The sequence below is a fragment of the Sphingobium sufflavum genome (assembly GCF_021403115.1).
In the GTDB taxonomy this organism is placed as follows: Bacteria; Pseudomonadota; Alphaproteobacteria; order Sphingomonadales; family Sphingomonadaceae; genus Sphingobium; species Sphingobium sufflavum.
This window is the reverse complement of sequence record NZ_JAJSSH010000010.1, coordinates 16,389-38,695: the sequence shown is the minus strand read 5'-3', so window position 1 is coordinate 38,695 and position 22,307 is coordinate 16,389. Positions and strand designations below refer to the sequence as shown.

The window sequence follows — 22,307 nt, the reverse complement described above, 5'->3', positions numbered from 1 at the left end:
CGTTCTTTATCTGAGGACGCGATATAGGCAATTCACAGGGGCGGGCGCAATTGGAACTATCCACAGGCCGGCGGATGCGACCGACGGCTCAGCCGAAAGGCGCGCCACCCGGCGCACGGAACAACGGGACCATATGGGCTGAACCGGCAGGATGACGCGACCCGCCGCCCTTCGGCGACCCGCTCATTTGAGGGGAACGACAACCTCGTCGGGGTGCACGACGTTCAGCTTGCGGCGCAGCAGTTCGTCCACCATGTCCGGGTCCGCATGGCGCGGATCGACCAGATCGACCCGGTTGGCCAGTTCGGCGCGCTTCGCCTCCACCACCCGCAATTCGGCCCGGCGGTCCTTGAGCTGGCGCGTGTAATTGCCCCACGCCAGCAGCCCGCTCGGCCCGATTATCGCATAGCCGATAAACAGGATCAGAAGAGCCGTCGCGAGCGCAGGAGCCAGTGCCGACCCCAGAAGGAAACGTAATTTTGCGAGCTGTGCCATCGACTCTATTGGAATCATGAAGTTGAGCGCGGCGCAAGGCCTTTTTGGTTAATGCGCGACGAGATGCATCCCGCCGCGCACCAACAGAGTCAGGACCGCCGGTCGATCAGCGGAAGATACCGCGACCCGCATAGCGGGCGGCCGAACCCAGCTCCTCCTCGATACGGATGAGCTGGTTATACTTGGCGAGCCGGTCGGAGCGCGCGAGGCTGCCCGTCTTGATCTGGCCGCAGTTGGTGGCGACGGCCAGATCCGCGATGGTGCTGTCCTCCGTCTCACCCGAACGGTGCGACATGACGGCGGTGTAGCGGTTGCGATGCGCGATCTCGACCGCCTCCAGCGTCTCCGACAGCGTGCCGATCTGGTTGACCTTGACCAGCAGCGAGTTGGCGAGGCCCTGCTCGATGCCCATGGACAGACGCTTGGGGTTGGTCACGAACAGGTCGTCACCGACCAGTTGCACCTTGTCGCCGATCAGGTCGGTCAGGATCTTCCAGCCTTCGAAATCATCCTCGCTCATGCCGTCCTCGATCGACTTGATCGGATATTTGGCAACGAGGTCGGCGAGATATTCGGCCATTTCCTTCGGGGTCAGGCTCTTGCCCTCGCCCACCATCTCATATTTGCCGTTTTTGAAGAATTCGGTCGAGGCGCAGTCGAGGGCCAGCACCACGTCCTCGCCCGCCTTGTACCCGGCCTTCTCGATGGACTCGATGATGAAGTCGAGCGCGTCGGTGGTGGACGACAGGTTCGGCGCAAAGCCGCCCTCGTCACCGACGGACGTCGCCAGACCCTTGTCATGCAGACCCTTCTTGAGCGTGTGGAAGATTTCCGAACCGATCTGCACGGCATGGGCGATGCTGGTCGCGCCCACCGGCATGATCATGAATTCCTGAAAATCGATCGGATTGTCGGCATGCTCGCCGCCATTGATGATGTTCATCATCGGCACGGGCAGGACATGCGCCTGCACGCCGCCGACATAGCGGTACAGCGGCAGGCCGCGCGAATTGGCGGCGGCCTTGGCGATGGCGAGGCTGACTCCGAGGATGGCGTTCGCGCCCAGGCGCGACTTGTTTTCCGTGCCGTCCAGCGCGATCAGCGCGGCGTCGATGTCCTGCTGGTCCTCGGCGTCCAGGCCGATGATCTCGTCGGCGATCTCGCCATTGACGGCGGCGACGGCCTTCAGCACGCCCTTGCCCAGGAACACGCCCTTGTCACCATCGCGGATCTCGACCGCTTCATAGGCGCCGGTGGACGCGCCCGACGGGACCGCCGCACGACCGAAACCGCCATCTTCCAGCACGACGTCGACTTCGACGGTGGGGTTGCCACGGCTGTCGATGATCTGGCGGGCGTGGACAGAAATAATCTCGGTCATCGGCTATCCTTTTCGCACTTGCGATGCTGGGTTGCGAGCCGCTTAGCCAGCGCAGCCGGGGAGATCAACGAAAAGCGGGGGGAACTGTTGAATCGCTCGTGCATTTCTATATCGTTGCAGCACCGTAGCGGGCTTCAAAAAGCGTGCATTCGGGCGATCAATCAGGGAATTTCCGTCATGTCCAACGAAACTGGTGATCTCACCGTACCTCTCGAAACCGCCGATCTCGAAGGCCTGAAGTCACCTTCCGTGAAGCAGGGCGCCAAGGATACGGTCTCTTCGCTCAAGGCCGCCGCCGGCGCCGCAAAGGAAACCGCCGCCGCCGCCGCATCCCATGCGAAGGAAACCGGCGAAGCCTGGCGGGAGCAGGCGGGCGTCGCCGCCGGACAGGCCGTGGAAAGCGCCCGCGCCGCCGCCACCTCCGTCAAGGATCGCACCGGCACCGCGCTGCACAGCCTCTCCAAGCTGATCGCCGACACCGCCGAAACGGTCGATGGCAAGCTTGGCCCGCAATATGGCGATTACGCGCGTCAGGCGGCGGAGAGCGTTGCGGGCGCGGCCCAGTCGCTCGATGAGAAGGACATCGACCAGCTCGTCAGCGACGCACGCGACTTCGTGCGGAAAAGCCCGGCTGTCGCCATTGGCGCGGCTGCACTGGTGGGCTTCGTGCTGATGCGCCTTGCGCGCGGGGGTTCGAAGGAGAGCTGATCTGCGTTCGGCAAGCATCCGGCCGCCGGAGGGCGACCCATTTGGCAGACGATGATTTGGACCGGGGCGACCGATCGACCATGGGTGAGGTGGAACAGGAAAGGGTGCGGGACGACGGCCCGTCGCTGGGCGAGACCGTCCAGCGGCTGAGCCATGCCGCGCGCGAAAGCGTGGACGCCGAACTGTCCCTCGTCCGCCTGCGCGCCGCGTTGCTGGGCACGGCCACCAAATGGATCGCCGTGCTGGCGGTGATCGCTGTCATCACGGCCTTTGCCATGATCGTTACCCTGATGATCGGTGCGCTGCTGGCGCTATCGCAGCTCTGGGGTCTGGGCTGGGCCTTACTCGCGGTGACGGGCGTCGCCCTGCTCGCTATCCTGCTGTGCGGGCTGGGTATCCGGGCGCAGGTCGCCCGCGTGAAGGGGATCGTGCGATGAGCGATGTTCCCACGCTGGATGCGGCACGGCTGCGCGCCACGACCGCCCGGACCGAATTGCACGCCGCGCTCGACGACGCCCTCGGCTGGCTCTCGCCGGACCGGCTGAAGGCGGAGGCCGCGCTGGCCGCCAACCAGCAGATTGGCGAGGCCAAGAAGGCTCTGCGACGGTCCGCGACCCGGCACCCGCTGGCGACATGGTCCGCCGTGGCCGGACTTGCCGCGCTTCTGGCCTGGCTGTTGCGCCGTCCCGCCATCACCCTGACGCGCGCGACCATCGACGCGGCCCGCGCGCTGCGAAACCGCTTCGTACGAAGGAAACAGACATGACCGACACCTCCATCGAAAAAGTCCTCGCCGCCGATGCCGAAGCCGCGGAGGAAAGCGGCACGGCGCGGATCGGCGCGTTCGTCAGCGAGCATCCCTTTGCCGCGGCGGGCGCGGCCATCGCGGTCGGCGCGGTCATCGGTCTCGCCCTGCCCCGCTGGCGCGTAGGCGCGGCCGCCGGGTCCGCCCTTGTCCGCACGGCGAAACAGGCTGCTAAAGCGGTTGCCGCGGCCGAGACCGCTCGTACCGTCCTGTCCGGTCTGACGGCCGCGACCGTCAGCGTCAAGGCGGGGGCACACCGCCTCGCGGATCATGTCCCCGACGCCGAAACGGTCAAGGCCGGCGCCAAGCGCGCCCTTGAACGGGCCAGCGAAACGGCGCACAAGGCGGGGGAGAAGGTGGCGAACACGGTCAGCCGCACGGTCAAGGCGGGAGAGGACTGACGACACCCGCATGATGGCGGGTCAAGAGCAGATGGGGATCACAAGTGAGCAAATTGCATCTCGTCATGGGTGGCCGGGTCAAAGACCCTCGGACACTGGAGTTCGAGGATCTGAAGACCATCGAATATGTCGGCGTCTTCCCGGACTTCAACTCCGCTGAAAAGGCATGGCGCGGCGCGGCGCAACGCACCGTCGACGACGCCCAGATGAAATATGTCATCGTCCATCTGCATCGCCTGCTCGACCCGGATGCGGAACCGACGGCATCGCAGGCATAACCCGCGCATACGATGATGGGCTGGTGATTGCAGGATACAGATCAGCGCAGCCGGCTCATCGTCCCGGCTGCGTTTTTTTGCGTTTGGCACCGAGTGACGATCGCTGGATAGCTAGCGGACAGAAGGCCGTCCGTGCCTCGACTGCCAGTGCCTTGGCGGATACCGCATCCATGCGCCCGCCCGCCTGAGTCTCTCGCCGCGAAGCGCAGATGAGGCCTTCCCTTGTATAGGGGGATCGGCAATCCCTGCCTTATAGGGTGACAGACCTGTTCCTCACCACCATCGCAATGGTTGAACTGAGTGGAGCACCACCCCCTATCCCGCGTCGCGCAGCATCCGCCCCAGCGTCCGCGCGATCCGCACATAATCCTCGACCGACACCGTCTCCGCGCGCCGCTCCCCGTCGATGCCACATTCGGCCAGCGCGTCGAGCGCCCCCGGCACACCGCGCAGGCTCTGGCGCAGCATCTTGCGCCGCTGCCCGAACGCCGCCGCCGTGATCCGCGACAGCAGGGGCGCATCCACACCCTCCGGTGCAGCCTGCGGCACGATATGCACCACGGCGGACATCACCTTGGGCGGCGGGGTGAACGCCGATCGATGCACCTTCATCGCCAGCCGCGCGGAGGATCGCCACTGGGCCAGCACCGACAGGCGGCCATAGGCGCCCGATCCCGGTCCCGCCACGATCCGCTCCGCCACTTCCTGCTGGAACATCAGCGTCGCCGATCGCCACCAAGGCGTCCAGCGATCCGCCTCCAGCCATCCGATCAACAGGGCCGTGCCGACATTATAGGGCAGGTTGGCAACGATATGCGCGCCCTCCCCCGCTTCCGCCTGCGCGTCGACCGCCATGGCGTCCCCGTCGATCACGCGCAGCTTGCCCGGAAAGGCGTCGGCCAGTTCGGCCAGCGCGGGCAGGCAGCGTTCGTCCCGCTCCACCGCCACGACATCCGCCCCGGCGTGGAGAAGCGCGCGGGTCAGGCCGCCCGGCCCCGGTCCCACCTCGAAAACGCGCTCACCCGCCAGCGTGCCCGGCACGGCGGCGATGCGCGCCAGCAACTGTCCGTCGAGCAGGAAATTCTGGCCCAGCGCCTTGCTGGCGCGCAGGCCATGGGCGGCGATCACCTCGCGCAGCGGCGGTAATGTCATGCTGTCAAACTCCCGCGCTGGTCGCCCGGCGGCGCAGATCGGCCTCCCGCGCCATGCGGATCGCGGCGATCATCGCGCGCGGATCGGCCTTGTCCTGCCCGGCGATGTCGAACGCGGTGCCATGGTCGGGCGACGTGCGGACGATGGGCAGGCCCAGCGTGATATTGACACCCTCGTCGAAATCCAGCGCCTTCAGCGGCACCAGCGCCTGATCATGATACATGCACAGCGCCGCGTCATAGCGGGTGCGCGCGCGCGGCGTGAACAGCGCATCGGCGGGATGGGGTCCGGTCACGTCCAGCCCATCCTCAATCAGCGCGGCGATGGCGGGAGCGATGATCCGCTCCTCCTCATCGCCCATATGGCCATTTTCCCCGGCATGTGGGTTCAGCGCCGCGACCGCCAGCCGGGGCCGCGCAATACCGAAATTGCGGTGCAGCCCGCGCGCCGTCACCAGCGCCCGGCTGCGGATCAGGTCGGTGGTCAGCGCCTGCGGCACGTCGCGCAGCGCGATATGGATGGTGATCGGCACCACGCGCAGCGACGGCCCGGCCAGCATCATCACCACATTGCTGCGCGCCACGCCGCAGCGTTCGGCGACAAATTCGGTCTGGCCCGGAAAGGTGAAGCCCACCTCCGCCAGCCGCGCCTTGGACACTGGCCCGGTGACGAGGCCGGACGCCCCCTCCGCCTTGACCAGCCCGGTCGCGATCTCCAGCGAGTGAAAGGCGCAGCGCGCGCCGTCCAGCGTCGGCTGGGCCGGTGCGGCGGTGTCGCCTTCCTCCACATGGAAGCAGGGCAGCGCCCGGTCGAAGACCTTGATGCAGTCCGCCGGGTCGAGGATACGCTCGACCGGCACGTCCGACACCTGCGTGATCGACCGCATGTCGCCCACCGCGAAGAAGGGGAGCAGCCCCGCCGTCTCGCGCTGCTGCCATGCCTTGGCGATGATTTCCGGCCCGATACCGCTGGGATCGCCCAATGTCACCGCGAGCGGTGGGAGTGTCCCCGTCTCTGCCGAAGCCTGCCCCATCAATCAGTTATATTCGATGATCGCGTCGCGGCGAAGATCGCGCAGGTAGATGCGGGCGCGCTTGTTCACCCGCTCCTCCTCAATCTGGCCCTGCACCTGGTCGAAGGTCGGCATCGCGCCCTCGACCGGATCGTCGCGGCCGCACACCACCAGCACGCGCACGCCGTCGGACACCGCGCCGAACGGTGGCGTCGCCTGACCGACCTGAAGGCCCGCCATGATCTGCTGGAGCTGCGGCGGCAGGTCGCGGATCTTCACCCCGTCATTGTCCACCACTTCGGCGCCCAGCTTCTGCGCGACGGCGTTGGCCGTGCCGCAACCCTGGATCGCCTTGACCTGCGACGCGAACCTGTCCGCCGTCGCCTTGGCCTGCGCGGCGGATGTGCCGGGCGTAAAATTGATGCCGATCTGCTTGAGGCTCAATGTCGCATCGCGCGGATCGGCGGCCAGCACGCGCCGCTTGTCGATGAGATAGACGATGGAAAAGCCGCCGGGCAGCGCCACCGGCCCGCCGATCTGGCCGGGCTGCATCTGCTGCACCGTCGCGGTCAGCTCGTCCGGCAACTGCGCGGGGCGCACCCAGCCCAGGTCGCCGCCGACCGCCGCCGTGGACGCTTCAGAATATTGGCGGGCATAGGCCTGGAACGATCCGCCCTGCTTGATCTGCTCGATGATCTTTTCGGCGTTATCGTGAATCCGCTGCCCATTTTCGGGCGTGGAGGACAGGTAGATTTCGCCGACGCGAAACTCCTCGCTGCCCTTCGCCTGCTTCATCCGGTCGATCAGGCCGTTGACCTCGTCCTGCGACACATTGACGAACGGCTGCACCTTGCGCCGCAACAGGCGCTGCCAGGCCAGTTCGCCCTCGATTTGCCGCTTGATCGACGCGGCGGAGGAGCCGTTGCTCTTCAGATAGCCGACGAAGCCTTCCGGCGTGGATTTGAAATTGCCCGCGACCCGCGCAAAGCTCTGTTCGATCTCGCCCTGCGAGATGGTGATGTCATTCGCCGCCGCTTCCTGGATCTGGAGCGTCTCGTCGATGATGTTACGCAGGACCTGGAGGCGCAGCCGGTCACGCTCCTCGTCGGTCACCTTGCCGCCGTTGGCCAGCACGACGAGCGCCAGTCGCTGGTCGACGTCCGTGCCGGTGATGACCGTGCCGTTGATGATGGCCGTGGGCTTACGCACGGTGGGGTCGTTCTTGCCGAACAGCATCACGTCCTTGGGGATGTCCAGCTGGTTGCTGCCCACCTCGTCCGGCACCGACTGCGCCTGAACGGCCACGCCGTTCGACACCATCGCCGCCAGTGAAATCCCAAGAAGCGCCCGTCGCACCGCGCGTGACAAAACTGCCTTCAACTCTCTCTCCATGTCAGGAAAGCCAATTCCAAATATACAGCGACAAGCCTGCCGCCTCGCGGCTGAACGAAAGCTGAGCGCCCTCCCCAGGGAACAGCTCTCTTATATGCCTAGATTGCGAAACGCCAGCCGCACGAGAAACGAATTGCCACGTTGCGCGTCGCCAAAGCTCTGATACTCGCGCCGCCAGGTGAATTCGACGTTGATACAGTCATCCTCATAGGCGACGCCGACATGGTGGCGCAGCGGCGTATAGCCGTCCAGCGCGGTCTGCGCGTCGTCGTCCACCCCGGTCAGGTCGATGCTGGTCGATCCAAACACGGACCAGTAGCGCGCGATGGCCAGCCGCCCGCCCAGACGGACCTCCTCGACATCGCGCAGATCCTCGATCCCCGTCGTCACATTGCGGTTGAGCCGCAGATAGCTGATCCGCGCATAGTTGGTGCGCGATCCGATGGTCGCGTCCACCTCGTTCCGGCGCACCGCCAGATTGTCCTTGTCGAGGCGGAACCGGTGGGTCAGCGTCAGGAAATCGCGATAGCGAATATCCGTGCGCCCCACAAAGTCGGAGAAACGTTCCGACAGCCCGGTGCCGTTGGGCAGGATGCTGGCGCGGTTGTTCAGGCGATAGCTTTGCCCGACCGTCGCCTCGATGGAGAAATAGGGCCGGTCATAGCGATAATCGACGCCATAGGTGATGCGGCTGCTGTCCTCGAACCGGTCATAGCCGGGGAAGCGGTTCAGCGCGAACAGGTTGCTGTCGTCCAGATCGACGGCGCGGGCATCCTCGTTCGGCACGTCGAGGTTGGACAGGGCCGGTGCGGCGACGAGCTGGACACGGGGCACGATATGCTGCGTGCCGCCCATCATCTGCCCGACGAAGGGCCAGCGCACATCGGCGGCCAGCGCCGCGATGCCGCGCGTCTGCCATCCGGGCGTGCCGCGATAGATGACCGTGTTGGTCAGGCTGTTGTCGCTGCTGTGATACACGTCGCCGCGCGCATAGCCAGTCAGCGCGACCTCCTGCCCCCAGCCGGTCAGCCGCCGCAGCGACCATTGCGCACCGACGAAGGCGCGCTGCGTGTCCTGCCCGGCCGTGCGGGTGATCGCCAGGCTGTTCGCCTGCAACTGGAGCGTGCCGCCCATCCACGGGTCGCGCAGGCGCAGGCGATAGTCGATGGCGGGCAGCGCGATGGGCACCTGCCCCTGCGGATCGCCGGGGCGCAGCGTCTGGAACGCCCAGCCGGCGATGGACAGATAGCTTTTGTCGCCGATCCGCTCCGCCGTGATGTGCGACCGCAGCCGGTCGTCATAATTGATGTTGTAGCGGTTCAGGAAGGTCCGGTCCGTCACCCGCCGCAGCGATCCCGAAATCGACCATTCGGGGCTGAGCTGGAACTTGCCGCTGGCGTCGATATAGCCGCGCACGTCCCGCTTGGACGTGGTCGCCCCCGTCGCCGGGTCGGACCGGCGGCCATGGGTCAGGTAGCCGGTGATCGCAAAGGCGCCCCGGTCCATGAACTGGCGATACTTGCCCTGAATCATGGGCAGCACCTTGGTATAGACATGCGGCGTGACGGTCAGGTCGCGATTTGGCGCCAGGCTGAAATAATAGGGGACGGCCAGTTCCAGGCCGTTCTGCACGATGCCGACCTCCGGCACCAGGAAACCGGAACCGGACCGGTTGCCGACCGGATGCGCCAGACCCGGCAGCGGCACCAGCGGCAGGCCGAACATCTCCAGCCGCGCACCGGTGTAGCGCACCATCTCCTTGTCGCTGTCATAGAGGACGCGCGCCGCCTTGATCTGCCAGCTCGGCTCCTTGGGGCAGCCCTTGTCGTCCACCACGCGGCACGGTGAATAGGCGGCCCGGTTCAGGATGAAGATGGCCCCGCGCCGCTCCCCCTGCTCCGCCGCGATCCGGTCGCCCTGCTGGGTGACGAGCAACAGGCCCTTGACGATGCCGTCCTTCAGGCTGTCGGTCACCTCTACTACATCGCCATAGGCAATGTCGCCATTGGGGTTGGTGATGGAGACGTCGCCCTTGGCCACGACCTTGCCCGACGCCCGGTCCCATGTGACCATGTCGGCGCGCAGCACATTGCCCTCGCGGGAGACGAGGACATTGCCCGTCGCCGTCACCACGTCCCGGTCATTGTCGTACAGCAGTTCGTCGGCGGTGAAGCCGAGGTCGTCGCCCACCGCCTTGGGCGCGTCCGCGCTGGCCGCGACGGCTTCCGCCTCATGCGGCTTACTGAGGTCTTGCGCCTGCGCGCCGGGGACACAACCGAGCGCGGCCAGCAAGGCCAGGCTGGCCGCTGGCGCTTTTCGCCCCAAATCACGACTGTTGACGAAATCCATGCGTGTTCGCGGTGGCCGTTTCAGGGAATAGGAAAGGCCGCCTATCGCATTGCTTGCGCCGGGCTGCAACGCCCATGCGTCCCGCTTGCGACGAATCCGTGCGCCGCTCGCCCGCCGCCCGGCCCGCAATTGCCCTCGCATCGGTACAAAAGGGCAATTGGCGATGGCATTGGCGGGCGCTCCCCACTATCTCCCGAACACGCCATAACTATTCGAAACTGAGGAACAGGCCGTATCATGCTCGTCACCCTGACCGCCACGCTCCCCGCCGACACCGATTGCCGGGTCTATCCCATCGCCAGGGATGCAGCGGTCGACCTCCCCCTCGAATCCGCCACCCTGATCGCGGAAGCGGCCAAGGCGTCGCGCTTCACCGGCGACACGGGCGGCTGGTTCGAACTGTTCGTCAGCGAGGGCGGGCGGACGCTGCGCGTCGTCCTGCTGGGCACGGGCGAGGGCAAGGTGGCGGATCTGGAGAAGGCGGGCGGCACCATCTCGGCACGCCTGCTGACCTCCGGGGTCAAGCATGTCGCCGTCATCGGCGGCGCCCTGTCCGCCGATGCGCTGGCCGCCCTCTCGCTGGGCGCACGTCTGCGCGCATGGCGATTCGACACCTATCGCACCAAGCAGACGGAGGCGCAGAAGCCCAGCGTGGAGACGCTCGCCATCGTCACCGCCGAATCCGCCGACGCGGCCCCCTTCGTCCATGCCGACGCCATCGTCTCCGGCGTCAGCTTCACGCGCGAACTGGTCGCGGAGCCGGGCAACATCCTCTACCCCGAAAGCTTCGTGGAACGCTGCAAGTCGCTCACCGACCTCGGCATCGAAGTCAGCATCCTGGACGAGAAGGACATGGCCGCCCTCGGCATGGGCGCGCTGCTCGGCGTCGGGCAGGGTTCGGTCCGCCCCTCGCGCATGTTGGCCCTGCGTTGGGACGGCAGCGCGGGCGCACAGCCGCAACCGCTGGCCTTCGTCGGAAAGGGCGTGACCTTCGACACCGGCGGCATCTCGCTGAAACCCGGCGCGGGCATGGAGGACATGAAGTGGGACATGGGCGGCGCGGGCGCCGTCGCGGGCGTCATGAAGGCGCTGGCCCTGCGTAAGGCAAAGGCGCATGTCGTCGGCGTCTGCGGCCTGGTCGAGAATATGCCCGACGGTAACGCCCAGCGCCCCGGCGACGTGGTGACGACCATGTCCGGCCAGACGGTCGAGGTCATCAACACCGATGCGGAGGGGCGCCTCGTCCTTGCCGACACCCTCTGGTGGACGCAAAAGACGTTCGGACCCAAGACCGTCATCGACCTCGCCACCCTGACCGGCGCGATCATCGCGGCGCTGGCGGACCAATATGGCGGCCTCTTCGCCAATGACGACACGCTGGCCGGTCAACTGACCGCCGCGGGCGAGGCGACCGGCGAGAAGCTGTGGCGTTTCCCGATGGGCGACGTCTATGACAAGATGATCGACAGCCCCATCGCTGACATGAAGAATATGGGCGCGCGCTACGCCGGGTCGATCACCGCCGCGCAATTCCTGAAACGCTATATTCTCGAAGGGGTCAGCTGGGCGCATCTCGACATTGCCGGCATGGTCTGGGCGGACAAGCCCGGCACCCTGCACGACAAGGGCGCGACCGGCTATGGCGTGCGCCTGCTCGACCGGGTGGTCGCGGACCTGCTCGAAACCGCCTGACGACGACGGTCACCCATGACAGAGGGCGCGCGCGTCGACTTCTACCAGCTCAGCCGCGATCCCGTGGAGCGCGTGCTGCCGCAGGTCGCCGCGCGCATCCTGGACGAGGGGGCACGGCTGCTCGTCGTGTCCTCCGACCGCGACCAGCTTGTCCGCATCTCCGCCCGGCTCTGGGACGCCGGGCCGGAGAGTTTCCTCGCCAACGACCATGCCGACGCACCCTTGCCGGAAGTACAGCCGATCCTGCTGTCCTCCACCTGCGCCGCCACCAATGGCGCAACCCGCATCGCCCTGACCGACGGCCTGTTCCGTGACGAGGCGCTGGCCTTCGCCCGCATCTTCTATTTCTTCGACGCCGACACCATCACCGCCGCCCGCGAAAGCTGGCGCACGCTGGCCAAGCGGGACGACATAGCGACCCACTTCTGGCGGCAGGAGGGCGGCCGCTGGCGGCAGGGGCCGTGAGGGGGGTGGGACGAGCATTTGTTGCCGTGCCATTTTCGACCAATTATGGTCGTCTAATTCTCACTTTCGCGATCCGGGAAGCGGTCATAAAGCTCGTACATGAGCAAAGCGCAATTTCTGTCTAGGACGGGCATTTGGCTCGTGTTTCTCATTGCTGGCCTTAGCTTGCCCTTTCTATATTTGCGCAATCCCCCGATCCCGTTCGGTATGGCTCAATTGCGTGTGGCGGGATGGGGCGCCGTCATTGGTATCGGCAGCAGCCTCGCAGTGATGCTGTTGTACTGGCCGATCTTGGGACAACGTAAATCGGGCGAAAGGATCGCCGGTATCTTAAGTGCTTTGTCACTCGGTATTTTTGGAGGTGCAAGTGGAGCCGCGTTGCTCAACGAAGGCCACGTCGTAAATGCCTTTGCCGTGGAATTGCCGATCGTAAAGATTAAACAGTTACGTTCCTCGCGAAGAGGTGACGCGGTCCAGATTGCGACACTCGCGCCGGTCCTCCCAACGTATCAAGTTAATATCCCTGCCTCTTTAATTCGCGGGAAAGAGGTTCGCGAAGGTGATTGCCTTACCGGAATCGTCCAACAGGGCCGATTAGGTGGCCTTTGGGCGCAGTCGTTTACGGCGCATCCCTGTTCGCAGAAAAGAGGTCTACCTGCTAGTCATGTCATGACGATCGACCAAGGGTTTGCCCTATGGCGATGGCATGCGCCGCGTAACGACAAGCGTACCGGACAGCAGCAAGTGACCGATTCTGCTATTCCGGTAGACTTCGCATGCCTGACCCGAGAAGGAAGTTGGCTTTATCGTTGCACGAATAGGGCAACGACGCCCCCCGTCCGTGACGGTGCGGCCAGGAACTAGTGGCTACTTTCTCTGCCTGTTCCACCGAAAGCCGCCAGTCTGAACTCCGCCCATCCCCGCCACCCCTCACAGGGGCAGCGGGCGCAGCGCACATCACACCAACCGGCTCTGCTTCAAAGCCGCCGCGATAAAGCTCGCGAACAAGGGGTGCGGGTCGAAGGGCTTGGACTTCAGTTCCGGGTGGAACTGCACCCCGATGAACCAGCTATGGTCGGGCCGCTCGACGATTTCCGGCAGGGTGCCGTCCGGCGACAGGCCGGAGAAGATCAGGCCGCCCTTTTCCAGCGCGTCGCGATATTTGACGTTGACCTCATAGCGATGGCGGTGCCGCTCGCTGATCGCTTCCTCGCCATAGATGCTGCCGACGACGCTGTTGCCGGTAAGCTTCGCCGGATAGGCGCCCAGCCGCATCGTGCCGCCCAGGTCGCCGCCCGCCTCGCGCGTCTGGAGGCCGTCCGCGGTCATCCATTCGGTGATGAGGCCCACGACCGGCTCGCTGGTGGTGCCGAATTCGGTGGTGGACGCCGCGGCGATCCCCGCCGTGTTGCGCGCACCCTCGATGCAGGCCATTTGCATCCCCAGACAGATGCCGAAGAAGGGCACGTCGCGTTCGCGGGCGAATCGCACGCTGGCGATTTTGCCCTCCGACCCGCGCACGCCGAAACCGCCGGGCACCAGGATGCCGTGCATCGGCTCCAGTTGCGCCGCGATCTCCGCCCCGTCATCGGACTCGAACAGTTCGGCGTCGAGCCATTTGACCCGCACCTTCACCCGATTGGCGAGGCCGCCGTGCATCAGCGCCTCGTGCAGCGATTTATAGGCGTCCGGCAGGCCGACATATTTGCCGACCACGCCGATCGTCACCTCGCCCTCCGGGTTCAGGTGACGGTCCATGATGTCGTCCCAGCGGGCGAGGCCGGGCGTCGGCGCGCCCTCGATCCCGAAGGCGCGCAGCACTTCCTCGTCCAGGCCCTCGGCATGATATTGTTGGGGCACGGCATAGATGCTGGCGGCGTCGAGCGCGGGGATCACCGCTTCTTTGCGCACGTTGCAGAACAGGGCGATCTTGGCCCGCTCGCTGTCGGGCAGGGGCTGCTCGCACCGGCACAGCAGGATATGGGGCTGGATGCCGAGCGAGGTGAGTTCCCGCACGCTATGCTGCGTCGGCTTGGTCTTCAGCTCGCCCGCCGCCGCGATATAGGGCACCAGCGTCACATGCACGAAGATGGAGCGTTTATCGCCCAGCTCGTTATGCAACTGGCGGATCGCCTCCATGAACGGCAGGCTCTCGATATCGCCGACCGTCCCGCCGATTTCGCACAGCACGAAATCGACATCGTCGGTTTCGGCCAGCGCGAACGCCTTGATCTCGTCGGTGACGTGCGGGATGACCTGCACCGTCGCGCCCAGATAGTCGCCCCGCCGTTCCCGCTGGATGATCGTCTGATAGACGCGCCCCTGCGTGACATTGTCGGACTTGCGGGTCGGCACGCCCGTGAATCGCTCATAATGGCCGAGGTCGAGGTCGGTCTCGCCCCCGTCATCGGTCACATAGACCTCTCCATGCTGATAGGGCGACATCGTGCCCGGATCGACATTGAGATAGGGATCGAATTTGCGGATCCGCACCCGATAGCCGCGCGCCTGAAGGAGCGCAGCGAGGCTGGCGGCCATGAGGCCTTTGCCAAGGGAGGAGACCACGCCGCCGGTGATGAAAATGAACCGCGCCATGGGAGTGGAGGCTTAAACCTTAAATGAGCGAAAGCGCAAGGCGGCATGACTGCCGCCCGTCGAAATATTTAACGATGGTAGCGGACGTCAGCGCGCGAGCGGCACCGCGCCATTGGCGCTTTCGCCCGCATTGCCCGCCGCGCTGGCCGCACCGCCCAACCCGTCGTCGCCTGCACCCTGCACCGGCGCGCCCTGGCTGAGCGGCGCCGTCTTGCCGACCAGCGACGTGTCGATGCTCGACCCCGCATGGCGAGTCGCCGCGATGAAGGCCAGCACGACGGAGAGGCCGACGAAGATCGTCGCCAGCACCGTCGTCGCGCGGGTCAGGAAATCGGCCGCGCCCCGCGCCGACATGAAGCCGGACGGGCTGCCGCCCATGCCCAGGCCGCCGCCTTCGGACCGCTGCATGAGAATCACGGTCACAAGGGCCGCCGCGACAATTGCCTGAACGACGAGAATGAAGGTGAAAAGCATGCAGAATATCCCTGGGGGCGAACCGTCGCGGTGCCCCTACCCACTTTGACCCGTAAAGGGAATAGCCTTGATCGCCCCGCCGTCAGCCGGGGCGATCCCGGTCCCCCGTCAGGCGCCCTCTCAGGCGTCTCTCAATGCGCCCCGATCAGGCGCTCCGGGCCGCCTTAATGATCGGCACGAACTTGCCCGCCGTCAGGCTGGCCCCGCCGACCAGTCCGCCATCCACGTCGGCCACCGCGAAAATCTCCGCCGCATTCTCGCCATTGACCGAACCGCCGTAGAGGATCCGCAGCTTGTCGGCATCCTCGCCGATCACGCCGCGCAGCGCGGCCCGCAGCGCGCGGTGCATCGCGTCGATCGCCTCCACCGTCGCCACCCGGCCCGTGCCGATGGCCCAGATCGGCTCATAGGCGATGGAGAGCCAGTCGGACGCGGCCTCCTGCGGCAGGGACTCGATCAACTGCGCGCTCACCACCTCTTCGGCGTTGCCCGCGTCGCGCACGGCCAGGCTCTCGCCCACGCACAGGATGACGGACAGGCCCGCCGCCTTCGCCCGGCTCGCCTTGGCGGCCACGGTGTCGCTCGTCTCATGCTGGTCGGTGCGCCGCTCGCTATGGCCGACGATCACGCCTTTCGCGCCCGCTTCCACCAGCATCGCGGCGGAGACGCAACCGGTGTGCGCGCCGCTCTCATTCTCATGCACATCCTGCCCGCCGATCAGAAAGTCCGGCGCGGCGGCCGCAGCCGGCGCGATCAGCGTCGCGGGCACGAACAGCGCCACATCGACCGCCGGGCTGGCCGCCGCTTCCGCCGCGATGGCGCTGATCTCGCCCAGGCTGGCCTTCAGGCCGTTCATCTTCCAATTGCCTGCAATCAGGGGGCGGCGCGTGGTCATGGGCCTGTCATCCTCAGCGTATAGGGGTTGATCCGTTGGCACGCCGATGGCGCGAAGCGACAGGCATGTCCAGCCCCTCAACCATCCGCCGCCCTCCTGTGCCGCCCCAGGCCACGCTATCCGCGCCTTTGACGTCAGCCGGACTTGAAGCCTGCGCCCGCTGGCCCTAAAGCGGCGACCCTATGGCCCAGGCGCGGGAGTTTTAAGGCAATGTTGGGTTTCTTCAGGCGGATGATCCGGTCCCGGTACGGGGCCTTGGTGGGCCTGCTCTTTCTCGGCGCCATCGCCTTTGCCTTCGTGGCGGGCGATCTCCAGAATTTCTCCGGCAATATCGGGCAGAGCACCGCGTCGGCCGCCACGGTCGGCGGCGCGAAACTCAGCACGACAGAGGTGGAGAGCCGCCTCCAGCGCGTCTTCGACAACAACCGCCGGGAAACGCCTGCCCTCACCATCGGCCAGTTCCTGAACGCGGGAGCCATCTCCGAAGTGCTCGGCCAGCTCGTCAACAATCTCGCCCTGGGTGAATTTGCGGACGATAATGGCATGCGGGTCAGCAAGAAGCTGGTCGATGCGGAAATCGCCGCCATCCCCGCCTTTCAGGATGCGACCGGCAAGTTCAGCCAGCGCCAGTTCACCGAACTGCTGGCGCGCGAGAAGCTGTCGGAAGCGGCCCTGCGCGAGGACATCACGCGTCAGATCGTGGAGCGGCTGCTGCTCAGCCCGTCGGGCGCGGGCGCCCGCACGCCACAGGGCATGACCCTGCCCTATGCCTCCATGCTGCTGGAAAAGCGCGCGGGAACGGTCGCCATCCTGCCCTCCGCCGCCTTTGTCACCGCCGCCAAGCCGGACGATGCGGCGGTCAAGCGTTTCTACGCCGCCAATGGCGATCTCTTCGCCCTGCCGGAGCAGCGCCGTATGCGCTATGCCGTGATCGACGCCACGCGCTTCGCGGGCAAGGTCACGCCGACCGAGGCGGAAATCGCCCAATATTTCAAGAGCAACGCCGCCCGCTATGGCGCCAGTGAGAAGCGCGTCGTGCGCCAGCTCATCCTGCCCAGCGAGAGCGCGGCAAAGGCTGTCGCCGCCAAGGTCGGCCCGGGCCTGACGCTGGAAAAGGCCGCGTCCGACGCTGGCCTCTCCACCACCGTGTCGGAGGCGCAGACGCAGCCCGCCTTTGCCGGGCAGACCAGCGTCGCCGCCGCGACGCAGGTATTCGGCGCGGCGCGCGGCGCGCTCGTCGGCCCGGTCAAGACCGGCCTCGGCTGGGCGCTGTTCAGCATCGCGGACATTCAGACCACCCCCGCGAAGACGCTCGATTCGGCGCGGCCCGAAATCGTCAAGGCGCTAACCGACGCCAAGACGAAGCAGGCGTTGGCCGACCTGTCGAACAGCATCGACGACCAGATCGGCGGTGGCTCCACCTTCGATCAGGTCGTCAAGGCGAACGGCCTGACCGCGGTGGAAACCGCCACGCTGACCGCGCAGGGGCGTGACATCAGCGCGCCGGAAAAGCCCGCCGATCCGGCCATCGCGCCGATCATCACCGCCGGTTTCTCCATGGAACAGGATGATGATCCGCAGGTGGTGCCGCTGGTGCCGGACCAGCGCATCGCGCTCGTCGCGGTCAGCCAGGTCGTGTCCGCCGGTCCCCCGCCGCTCGCCAGGATCCGCCCCGACGTGGAACGCGCCGTCGTCCTCGCGCAGGGCGCGGCAAAGGCGCAGGCCGCGGCCGAGCTGCTCCGCAAGAAGATCGCGGGCGGCGCCGCCATCCCCGCGGCTGTCGCCGCCGTCGGCGTGCCGCTTCCACCCGTGGAGCGGGTCGGCGCGCAACGCTCGCAACTGGGGCAGCAGAATGGCCGCGTGCCGGAGGCGATGATCGCCCTTTTCTCCATGAAGCAGGGTGCCGTGCGCGCGCTGCCGCTGCCCAATGGTCAGGGCTATATGGTCCTGCATCTGGACCAGATCCAGCCGGGCGACGCGGGCAAGGATGCCAAGCTGCTCGGCGCCACCGGGCAGGGTCTTCGCAGCGTGCTGAGCCAGGAATATGCGCAGCAGTTCACCGGCGCGATCCGCACCGCCGTCGGCGTGACCCGTAACGAGGCCGCCATAGCGCGGATCGAGGCGGACCTGCGCAAGGGCGGCGCGGCCCAGTGACCCGTCCGCAGGCTCCCCGGCAGGCCGATGTCGAAACCGTCGCCGCATCGCTGCGCGCCGGGCGGTCGGCGCTCTATTGGCATCGGCAGGTGGCCGATACGGACACGCCCATCTCCGCCGCGCTGAAGCTGATGGAGCCGGAGCGCGGCGACTTCCTGCTGGAGTCGGTGGAGGGCGGCGCGGTGCGTGGCCGCCATTCGATCATCGGCCTCGCGCCCGATCTCGTCTTCCGCGCACGGGACCGGCAGGCGGAGGTCAACCGCCGCTGGACGACGGACCGCGACGCCTTCGAACCGCTGGCGCAACAGCCGCTGGACGCGCTGCGCACGCTCGTCGCGCAATGCCGTGCGGACAGCGATCCCGCGCTGCCGTCCGCGCTTTCCTGCCTCGTCGGATATTTCGCCTACGAAACGATTGGACTGGTGGAGGAACTGCCCCGCGCGCCCGACAATGGGCTGGGCACGCCGGACATGATCTTCGTACGGCCGACGCTGCTGCTGGTCTTCGACCGGCTGGCCGACGCCCTTTTCCTCGTCGCGCCGATCTGGGCCGGGGATCATGTCGACCCCGAAACGGCTATCGCCACCGCCCGCGACCGGGTGGAAGCCGCCGCCGCCCGCCTCGCCGCACCGCTCCCGGCCCCCACCTCAGCCCCAGCCCCAGCCCCAGCCCCAGCCCCAGCCCCAGCCCCAGCCTCGTCCTGGTCCTCGGCCTCGTCCACCCCCGCCTCTTCAAACCACCCGTTTGGTTGTAAAACCTGTAATGAAGAGGATGCCGAAGACGCCACTCCGACCGCCATTCTACCGCCCGGCCGCTATGGCGAGATGGTGCGCGCGGCCAAGGATTACATCGTCGCAGGCGACATCTTCCAGGTGGTGCTGGCGCAACGCTTCACCCTGCCCTTTGCGCTGCCGCCCATCGCCCTCTACCGCGCGCTGCGCCGGATCAATCCGTCGCCCTTTCTCTATCTCCTCGACCTCCCCGGCTTCGCTCTGGTCGGCTCCAGCCCGGAGATACTGGTGCGCGCCCGCGACGGCGAAGTCACCATCCGCCCCATCGCCGGCACCCGCCCGCGCGGCGCGACAGCGGCGGAGGACGCGCATAACCGCGACAGCCTGCTTGCGGACCCAAAGGAACGGGCCGAGCATCTCATGCTCCTCGATCTGGGCCGCAACGATGTCGGTCGTGTCTCCACCGCGGGCAGCGTAACCGTGACCGACAGCTACACCGTCGAATTCTACAGCCATGTGATGCACATCGTCTCGAACGTCGTCGGTCAGTTGTCGCCCGACAAAGACGCGCTCGACGCCCTGTTCGCGGGCTTCCCCGCTGGCACGGTCAGCGGCGCGCCCAAAATCCGCGCGTGCCAGATCATCGCGGAGCTGGAACCGGAAACGCGCGGTCCCTATGCGGGCGGCGTCGGCTATTTCTCACCCGACGGCAACATGGACAGCTGCATCGTGCTGCGCACCGGCCTACTCAAGGACGGCACACTCCATGTGCAGGCGGGCGCGGGCATCGTTGCCGACAGCGACCCTGCCTATGAACAGCGCGAATGCGAGGCCAAGTCCGGCGCCCTCATCGCCGCCGCGCGGGAAGCCATCGCGATTGCCGCCACGCCAGGCTATGGTCAATAAAACAGCCGTTCCCGCTGGCCCGATTCCATTGGACGACCGGGATGATGCCGCTATATCCGCGCCATGATCCTCGTCATCGACAATTATGACAGCTTCACTTGGAACCTAGTCCATTATCTGATGGAGCTGGGAGCCGAGGTGGAGGTTGTCCGGAACGACGCCTTGTCGGCGGGACAGGCCCTGTCCACCGGCGCAAGCGCCTTCCTTCTCTCCCCCGGCCCCTGCACCCCCAATGAGGCAGGCATCAGCCTCGACCTCGTCGGCGCCTGCGCGGCTGCCGGTCGGCCGCTGCTCGGCGTCTGCCTCGGCCACCAGTCCATCGGGCAATATTTCGGCGGCCATGTCGTTCGCGGCGGACTGATGCATGGCAAAACCTCGCCGGTCAGCCATGATGGCACTGGCCTGTTCGAAGGACTGCCCTCGCCCTTCACCGCGACCCGCTATCACTCGCTGGTGGTGGAGGATATTCCCGATGCTCTGGTGGTCAACGCAACGGCGGAGGATGGCTCCGTCATGGGCTTTCGCCATGCGACCCTTCCCATCCACAGCGTTCAATTCCATCCCGAAAGCATCGCGACAGAGCATGGCCATGCGATGCTCGCCAATTTCCTGCGGATCGCGGGGTTGACCCCGGCCAGCCGCTCATGAGCCTGCTCCCCGATCCCTCGCTACCGCTGGACGAGGCGAGCGCCAACGCCGCCTTCGCCACGCTGCTCGACGGCACGCCCAGCGATGCGGAAATCGCCTCCTTCCTCGTCACCCTCAGCGACCGGGGCGAGACAGCCGTCGAAATCGCCGCTGCCGCGCGGGCGATGCGCGACCGGATGATCGCCATCAAGGGACCGGACAACGCCATCGATGTCTGCGGAACCGGGGGCGACGGGTTGCATACGCTTAATGTCTCCACCGCCGTCGCCCTGGTCGTCGCCGCCTGCGAAGTGCCCGTCGCCAAGCATGGCAATCGCGCCGCCACGTCCCTAGCGGGTGGAGCGGACACGCTGGAGGCGCTGGGCCTCGATCTCGACCGCGCATCGCGCACGGCGGAAGCCACACTGGCCGATCTCGGCATCTGCTTCCTCTTCGCGCAGACCCACCATCCGGCGCTGGCCCGCATCGGTTCCATTCGCAAGTCCTTGGGACGGCGCACCATCTTCAACCTGCTCGGCCCCCTCGCCAATCCCGCCAATGTCACTCGCCAACTGGTCGGCATCGCGCGGGTCGATTACGCCCCCCTCTATGCAGAGGCTATGCAGCGGATCGGCATGACCCGCGCCATGATCGTGTCGGGAGAAGACGGCATGGATGAACTGTCGCTCAGCGCCGCCAACCATGTGACGGACCTCGCCGATGACCGCATCAGCACCTATTCCCTGACCGGCGCGGACGCAGGCCTGCCATCCTATGCGCCAGAGGCTATTCGCGGTGGCGACGCGGACTACAACGCCGCCGCCCTGCGTCGCCTGCTATTGGGGGAGACGGGCGCCTACCGCGACGCCGTCCTGTTTAACGCGGGCGCCGCCCTGATCGTCGCAGGTGTCGCCACCGACTTCCGCAGCGGCGTCGAGGAAGCCGCAGAGGCCATTGACAAGGGGCTTGCCAACGCGCTCCTCAATTGCTGGATCGCCTACACATGACCAACAAGCTCATCGAAATCTGCGACACCAAATATGGGGAAGTCGCCGCCCGCAAGGCCGCGACTAGCGGCTCCGCCCTCGATGCCCTGATCGCCGCCCAGACGCCCCCGCGCGGTTTTCGTCGTGCGCTGGATACCCATGTCGCGGCCGGCGGCTTCGGTCTGATCGCGGAGATCAAGAAGGCCAGCCCCTCAAAGGGCCTGATCCGCGCAGACTTCGATCCGCCAGCCCATGCCAGTGCCTATGAGGAAGGCGGCGCATCCTGCCTCTCTGTCCTGACCGACGCCCCCTATTTTCAGGGGCATGAAGACTATCTGATCGCCGCCCGCGCCGCTGTTTCCCTGCCGGTGATCCGCAAGGATTTCATGGTCGATCCGTGGCAGGTGACAGAAGCGCGCGCCATCGGTGCCGACGCCATACTCATCATCGTCGCCGCACTCGATGACAATCAGATGCAGGACATAGAACAGGCCTCCCTCGCCCATGGCATGGATGTGCTGGTGGAAGTCCATGACGCCGCCGAGCTGGAGCGTGCGCTCGCACTGGAATCGCGTTTGATCGGCGTGAACAATCGTGATCTCCGGGATTTCTCGGTCGATTTCGCCAAAACTTATGAACTGGTCGGGCGCGCGCCCGCAGGCTGCACCTTCGTTGCGGAGAGCGGCTTGACCGGCCATGACGATCTGAAAGCCATGGCGCAGCATGGCGTCAACTGCTTCCTGATCGGTGAGGCGTTGATGCGACAGGCCGATGTCGCGGCGGCCACCCGCGCCATGCTCGGTCAATAA

Annotated in this window: 22 protein-coding genes; 13 read left to right on the top strand and 9 right to left on the bottom strand. The window is 66.3% G+C overall.

From position 1 onward, the window contains the following. Window positions 1–183 precede the first annotated feature (183 nt). Entirely contained in the window at window positions 184–495 is a 312-nt protein-coding gene (locus LWE61_RS14655) for an FtsB family cell division protein (protein ID WP_234151395.1), read from the bottom strand. 106 nt (window positions 496–601) lie between these two features. Continuing rightward, entirely contained in the window at window positions 602–1,876 is a 1,275-nt protein-coding gene (gene eno / locus LWE61_RS14650) for a phosphopyruvate hydratase (protein ID WP_234151394.1), read from the bottom strand. A 177-nt stretch (window positions 1,877–2,053) separates the two neighbouring features. On the opposite strand from eno, the gene LWE61_RS14645 reads away from it, so the two are divergent. From LWE61_RS14645 to LWE61_RS14625, 5 genes are read left to right on the top strand one after another with little or no spacing between them, the layout of a single operon-like run. Beyond that, window positions 2,054–2,584 carry a hypothetical protein gene (locus LWE61_RS14645; RefSeq protein WP_234151393.1) on the top strand — a complete coding sequence of 177 codons (531 nt, stop codon included), beginning with the start codon at window positions 2,054–2,056 and terminating at the stop codon, window positions 2,582–2,584. A gap of 41 nt (window positions 2,585–2,625) precedes the next feature. Further along, window positions 2,626–3,021, top strand: coding sequence for a phage holin family protein (locus tag LWE61_RS14640; RefSeq protein WP_234151392.1), 396 nt, complete (start codon window positions 2,626–2,628; stop codon window positions 3,019–3,021). Beyond that, the gene (locus LWE61_RS14635) at window positions 3,018–3,350 is read left to right on the top strand and encodes a hypothetical protein (protein ID WP_234151391.1); all 333 of its coding nucleotides are present in this window, start codon (window positions 3,018–3,020) and stop codon (window positions 3,348–3,350) included. The genes LWE61_RS14640 and LWE61_RS14635 overlap by 4 nt, the downstream gene beginning before the upstream one ends. Continuing rightward, window positions 3,347–3,790 (top strand): hypothetical protein, encoded by a 444-nt coding sequence (locus tag LWE61_RS14630; protein ID WP_234151390.1) that lies wholly within the window; start codon window positions 3,347–3,349, stop codon window positions 3,788–3,790. The genes LWE61_RS14635 and LWE61_RS14630 overlap by 4 nt, the downstream gene beginning before the upstream one ends. 44 nt (window positions 3,791–3,834) lie before the next feature. Continuing rightward, the gene (locus LWE61_RS14625; RefSeq protein ID WP_234151389.1) at window positions 3,835–4,068 is read left to right on the top strand and encodes a DUF4170 domain-containing protein; all 234 of its coding nucleotides are present in this window, start codon (window positions 3,835–3,837) and stop codon (window positions 4,066–4,068) included. Between the two features lie 315 nt (window positions 4,069–4,383). Here the strand turns inward: LWE61_RS14625 and rsmA are convergent, their stop codons facing one another. The 4 genes from rsmA to LWE61_RS14605 form a co-directional block, all read right to left on the bottom strand. Next, window positions 4,384–5,220, bottom strand: coding sequence for a 16S rRNA (adenine(1518)-N(6)/adenine(1519)-N(6))-dimethyltransferase RsmA (rsmA, locus tag LWE61_RS14620; RefSeq protein WP_234151388.1), 837 nt, complete (start codon window positions 5,218–5,220; stop codon window positions 4,384–4,386). Between the two features lie 4 nt (window positions 5,221–5,224). Next, a complete protein-coding gene (pdxA, locus tag LWE61_RS14615) occupies window positions 5,225–6,253 on the bottom strand; it encodes a 4-hydroxythreonine-4-phosphate dehydrogenase PdxA (protein ID WP_234151387.1) in 1,029 nt (342 codons plus the stop codon). Window positions 6,254–6,256: 3 nt separating this feature from the next. Further along, window positions 6,257–7,624, bottom strand: a complete 1,368-nt coding sequence (locus LWE61_RS14610; protein WP_407696246.1) for a peptidylprolyl isomerase — start codon at window positions 7,622–7,624, stop codon at window positions 6,257–6,259. A gap of 90 nt (window positions 7,625–7,714) precedes the next feature. Beyond that, window positions 7,715–9,973 carry an LPS-assembly protein LptD gene (locus LWE61_RS14605; RefSeq protein WP_234151386.1) on the bottom strand — a complete coding sequence of 753 codons (2,259 nt, stop codon included), beginning with the start codon at window positions 9,971–9,973 and terminating at the stop codon, window positions 7,715–7,717. A gap of 237 nt (window positions 9,974–10,210) precedes the next feature. Here LWE61_RS14605 and LWE61_RS14600 point away from each other — a divergent pair, with 237 nt between their 5' ends. The 3 genes from LWE61_RS14600 (at window position 10,211) to LWE61_RS14590 (ending at window position 12,994) form a co-directional block, all read left to right on the top strand. Then, a complete protein-coding gene (locus LWE61_RS14600) occupies window positions 10,211–11,665 on the top strand; it encodes a leucyl aminopeptidase (RefSeq protein WP_234151385.1) in 1,455 nt (484 codons plus the stop codon). A gap of 15 nt (window positions 11,666–11,680) precedes the next feature. Beyond that, window positions 11,681–12,130: a DNA polymerase III subunit chi gene (locus tag LWE61_RS14595; RefSeq protein ID WP_234151384.1), complete on the top strand. Its 450-nt coding sequence runs from the start codon at window positions 11,681–11,683 to the stop codon at window positions 12,128–12,130. Window positions 12,131–12,229: 99 nt separating this feature from the next. Further along, window positions 12,230–12,994, top strand: coding sequence for a hypothetical protein (locus tag LWE61_RS14590; protein WP_234151383.1), 765 nt, complete (start codon window positions 12,230–12,232; stop codon window positions 12,992–12,994). A 93-nt stretch (window positions 12,995–13,087) separates the two neighbouring features. Here the strand turns inward: LWE61_RS14590 and LWE61_RS14585 are convergent, their stop codons facing one another. The 3 genes from LWE61_RS14585 to tpiA all read right to left on the bottom strand — a co-directional run bounded on the left by LWE61_RS14585 (window position 13,088) and on the right by tpiA (window position 16,094). After that, complete coding sequence (locus tag LWE61_RS14585; protein WP_234151382.1) at window positions 13,088–14,725, bottom strand: CTP synthase; 1,638 nt, start codon at window positions 14,723–14,725, stop codon at window positions 13,088–13,090. An 87-nt stretch (window positions 14,726–14,812) separates the two neighbouring features. After that, window positions 14,813–15,199, bottom strand: coding sequence for a preprotein translocase subunit SecG (gene secG / locus LWE61_RS14580; RefSeq protein WP_234151381.1), 387 nt, complete (start codon window positions 15,197–15,199; stop codon window positions 14,813–14,815). 145 nt (window positions 15,200–15,344) lie between these two features. Continuing rightward, on the bottom strand, window positions 15,345–16,094 hold the full coding sequence (tpiA, locus tag LWE61_RS14575) for a triose-phosphate isomerase (protein WP_234151380.1): 750 nt from the start codon (window positions 16,092–16,094) through the stop codon (window positions 15,345–15,347). Between the two features lie 210 nt (window positions 16,095–16,304). On the opposite strand from tpiA, the gene LWE61_RS14570 reads away from it, so the two are divergent. The 5 genes from LWE61_RS14570 (at window position 16,305) to trpC (ending at window position 22,307) form a co-directional block, all read left to right on the top strand. Next, entirely contained in the window at window positions 16,305–18,248 is a 1,944-nt protein-coding gene (locus LWE61_RS14570) for a peptidylprolyl isomerase (RefSeq protein ID WP_234151379.1), read from the top strand. After that, window positions 18,245–19,885, top strand: a complete 1,641-nt coding sequence (locus LWE61_RS14565; protein ID WP_234151378.1) for an anthranilate synthase component I family protein — start codon at window positions 18,245–18,247, stop codon at window positions 19,883–19,885. Before LWE61_RS14570 ends, LWE61_RS14565 begins: the two co-directional genes overlap by 4 nt. A 63-nt stretch (window positions 19,886–19,948) precedes the next feature. Further along, a complete protein-coding gene (locus LWE61_RS14560) occupies window positions 19,949–20,533 on the top strand; it encodes an anthranilate synthase component II (protein ID WP_234151377.1) in 585 nt (194 codons plus the stop codon). Then, window positions 20,530–21,519 carry an anthranilate phosphoribosyltransferase gene (gene trpD, locus LWE61_RS14555; protein WP_234151376.1) on the top strand — a complete coding sequence of 330 codons (990 nt, stop codon included), beginning with the start codon at window positions 20,530–20,532 and terminating at the stop codon, window positions 21,517–21,519. The genes LWE61_RS14560 and trpD overlap by 4 nt, the downstream gene beginning before the upstream one ends. Continuing rightward, window positions 21,516–22,307, top strand: a complete 792-nt coding sequence (trpC, locus tag LWE61_RS14550; RefSeq protein WP_234151375.1) for an indole-3-glycerol phosphate synthase TrpC — start codon at window positions 21,516–21,518, stop codon at window positions 22,305–22,307. Before trpD ends, trpC begins: the two co-directional genes overlap by 4 nt.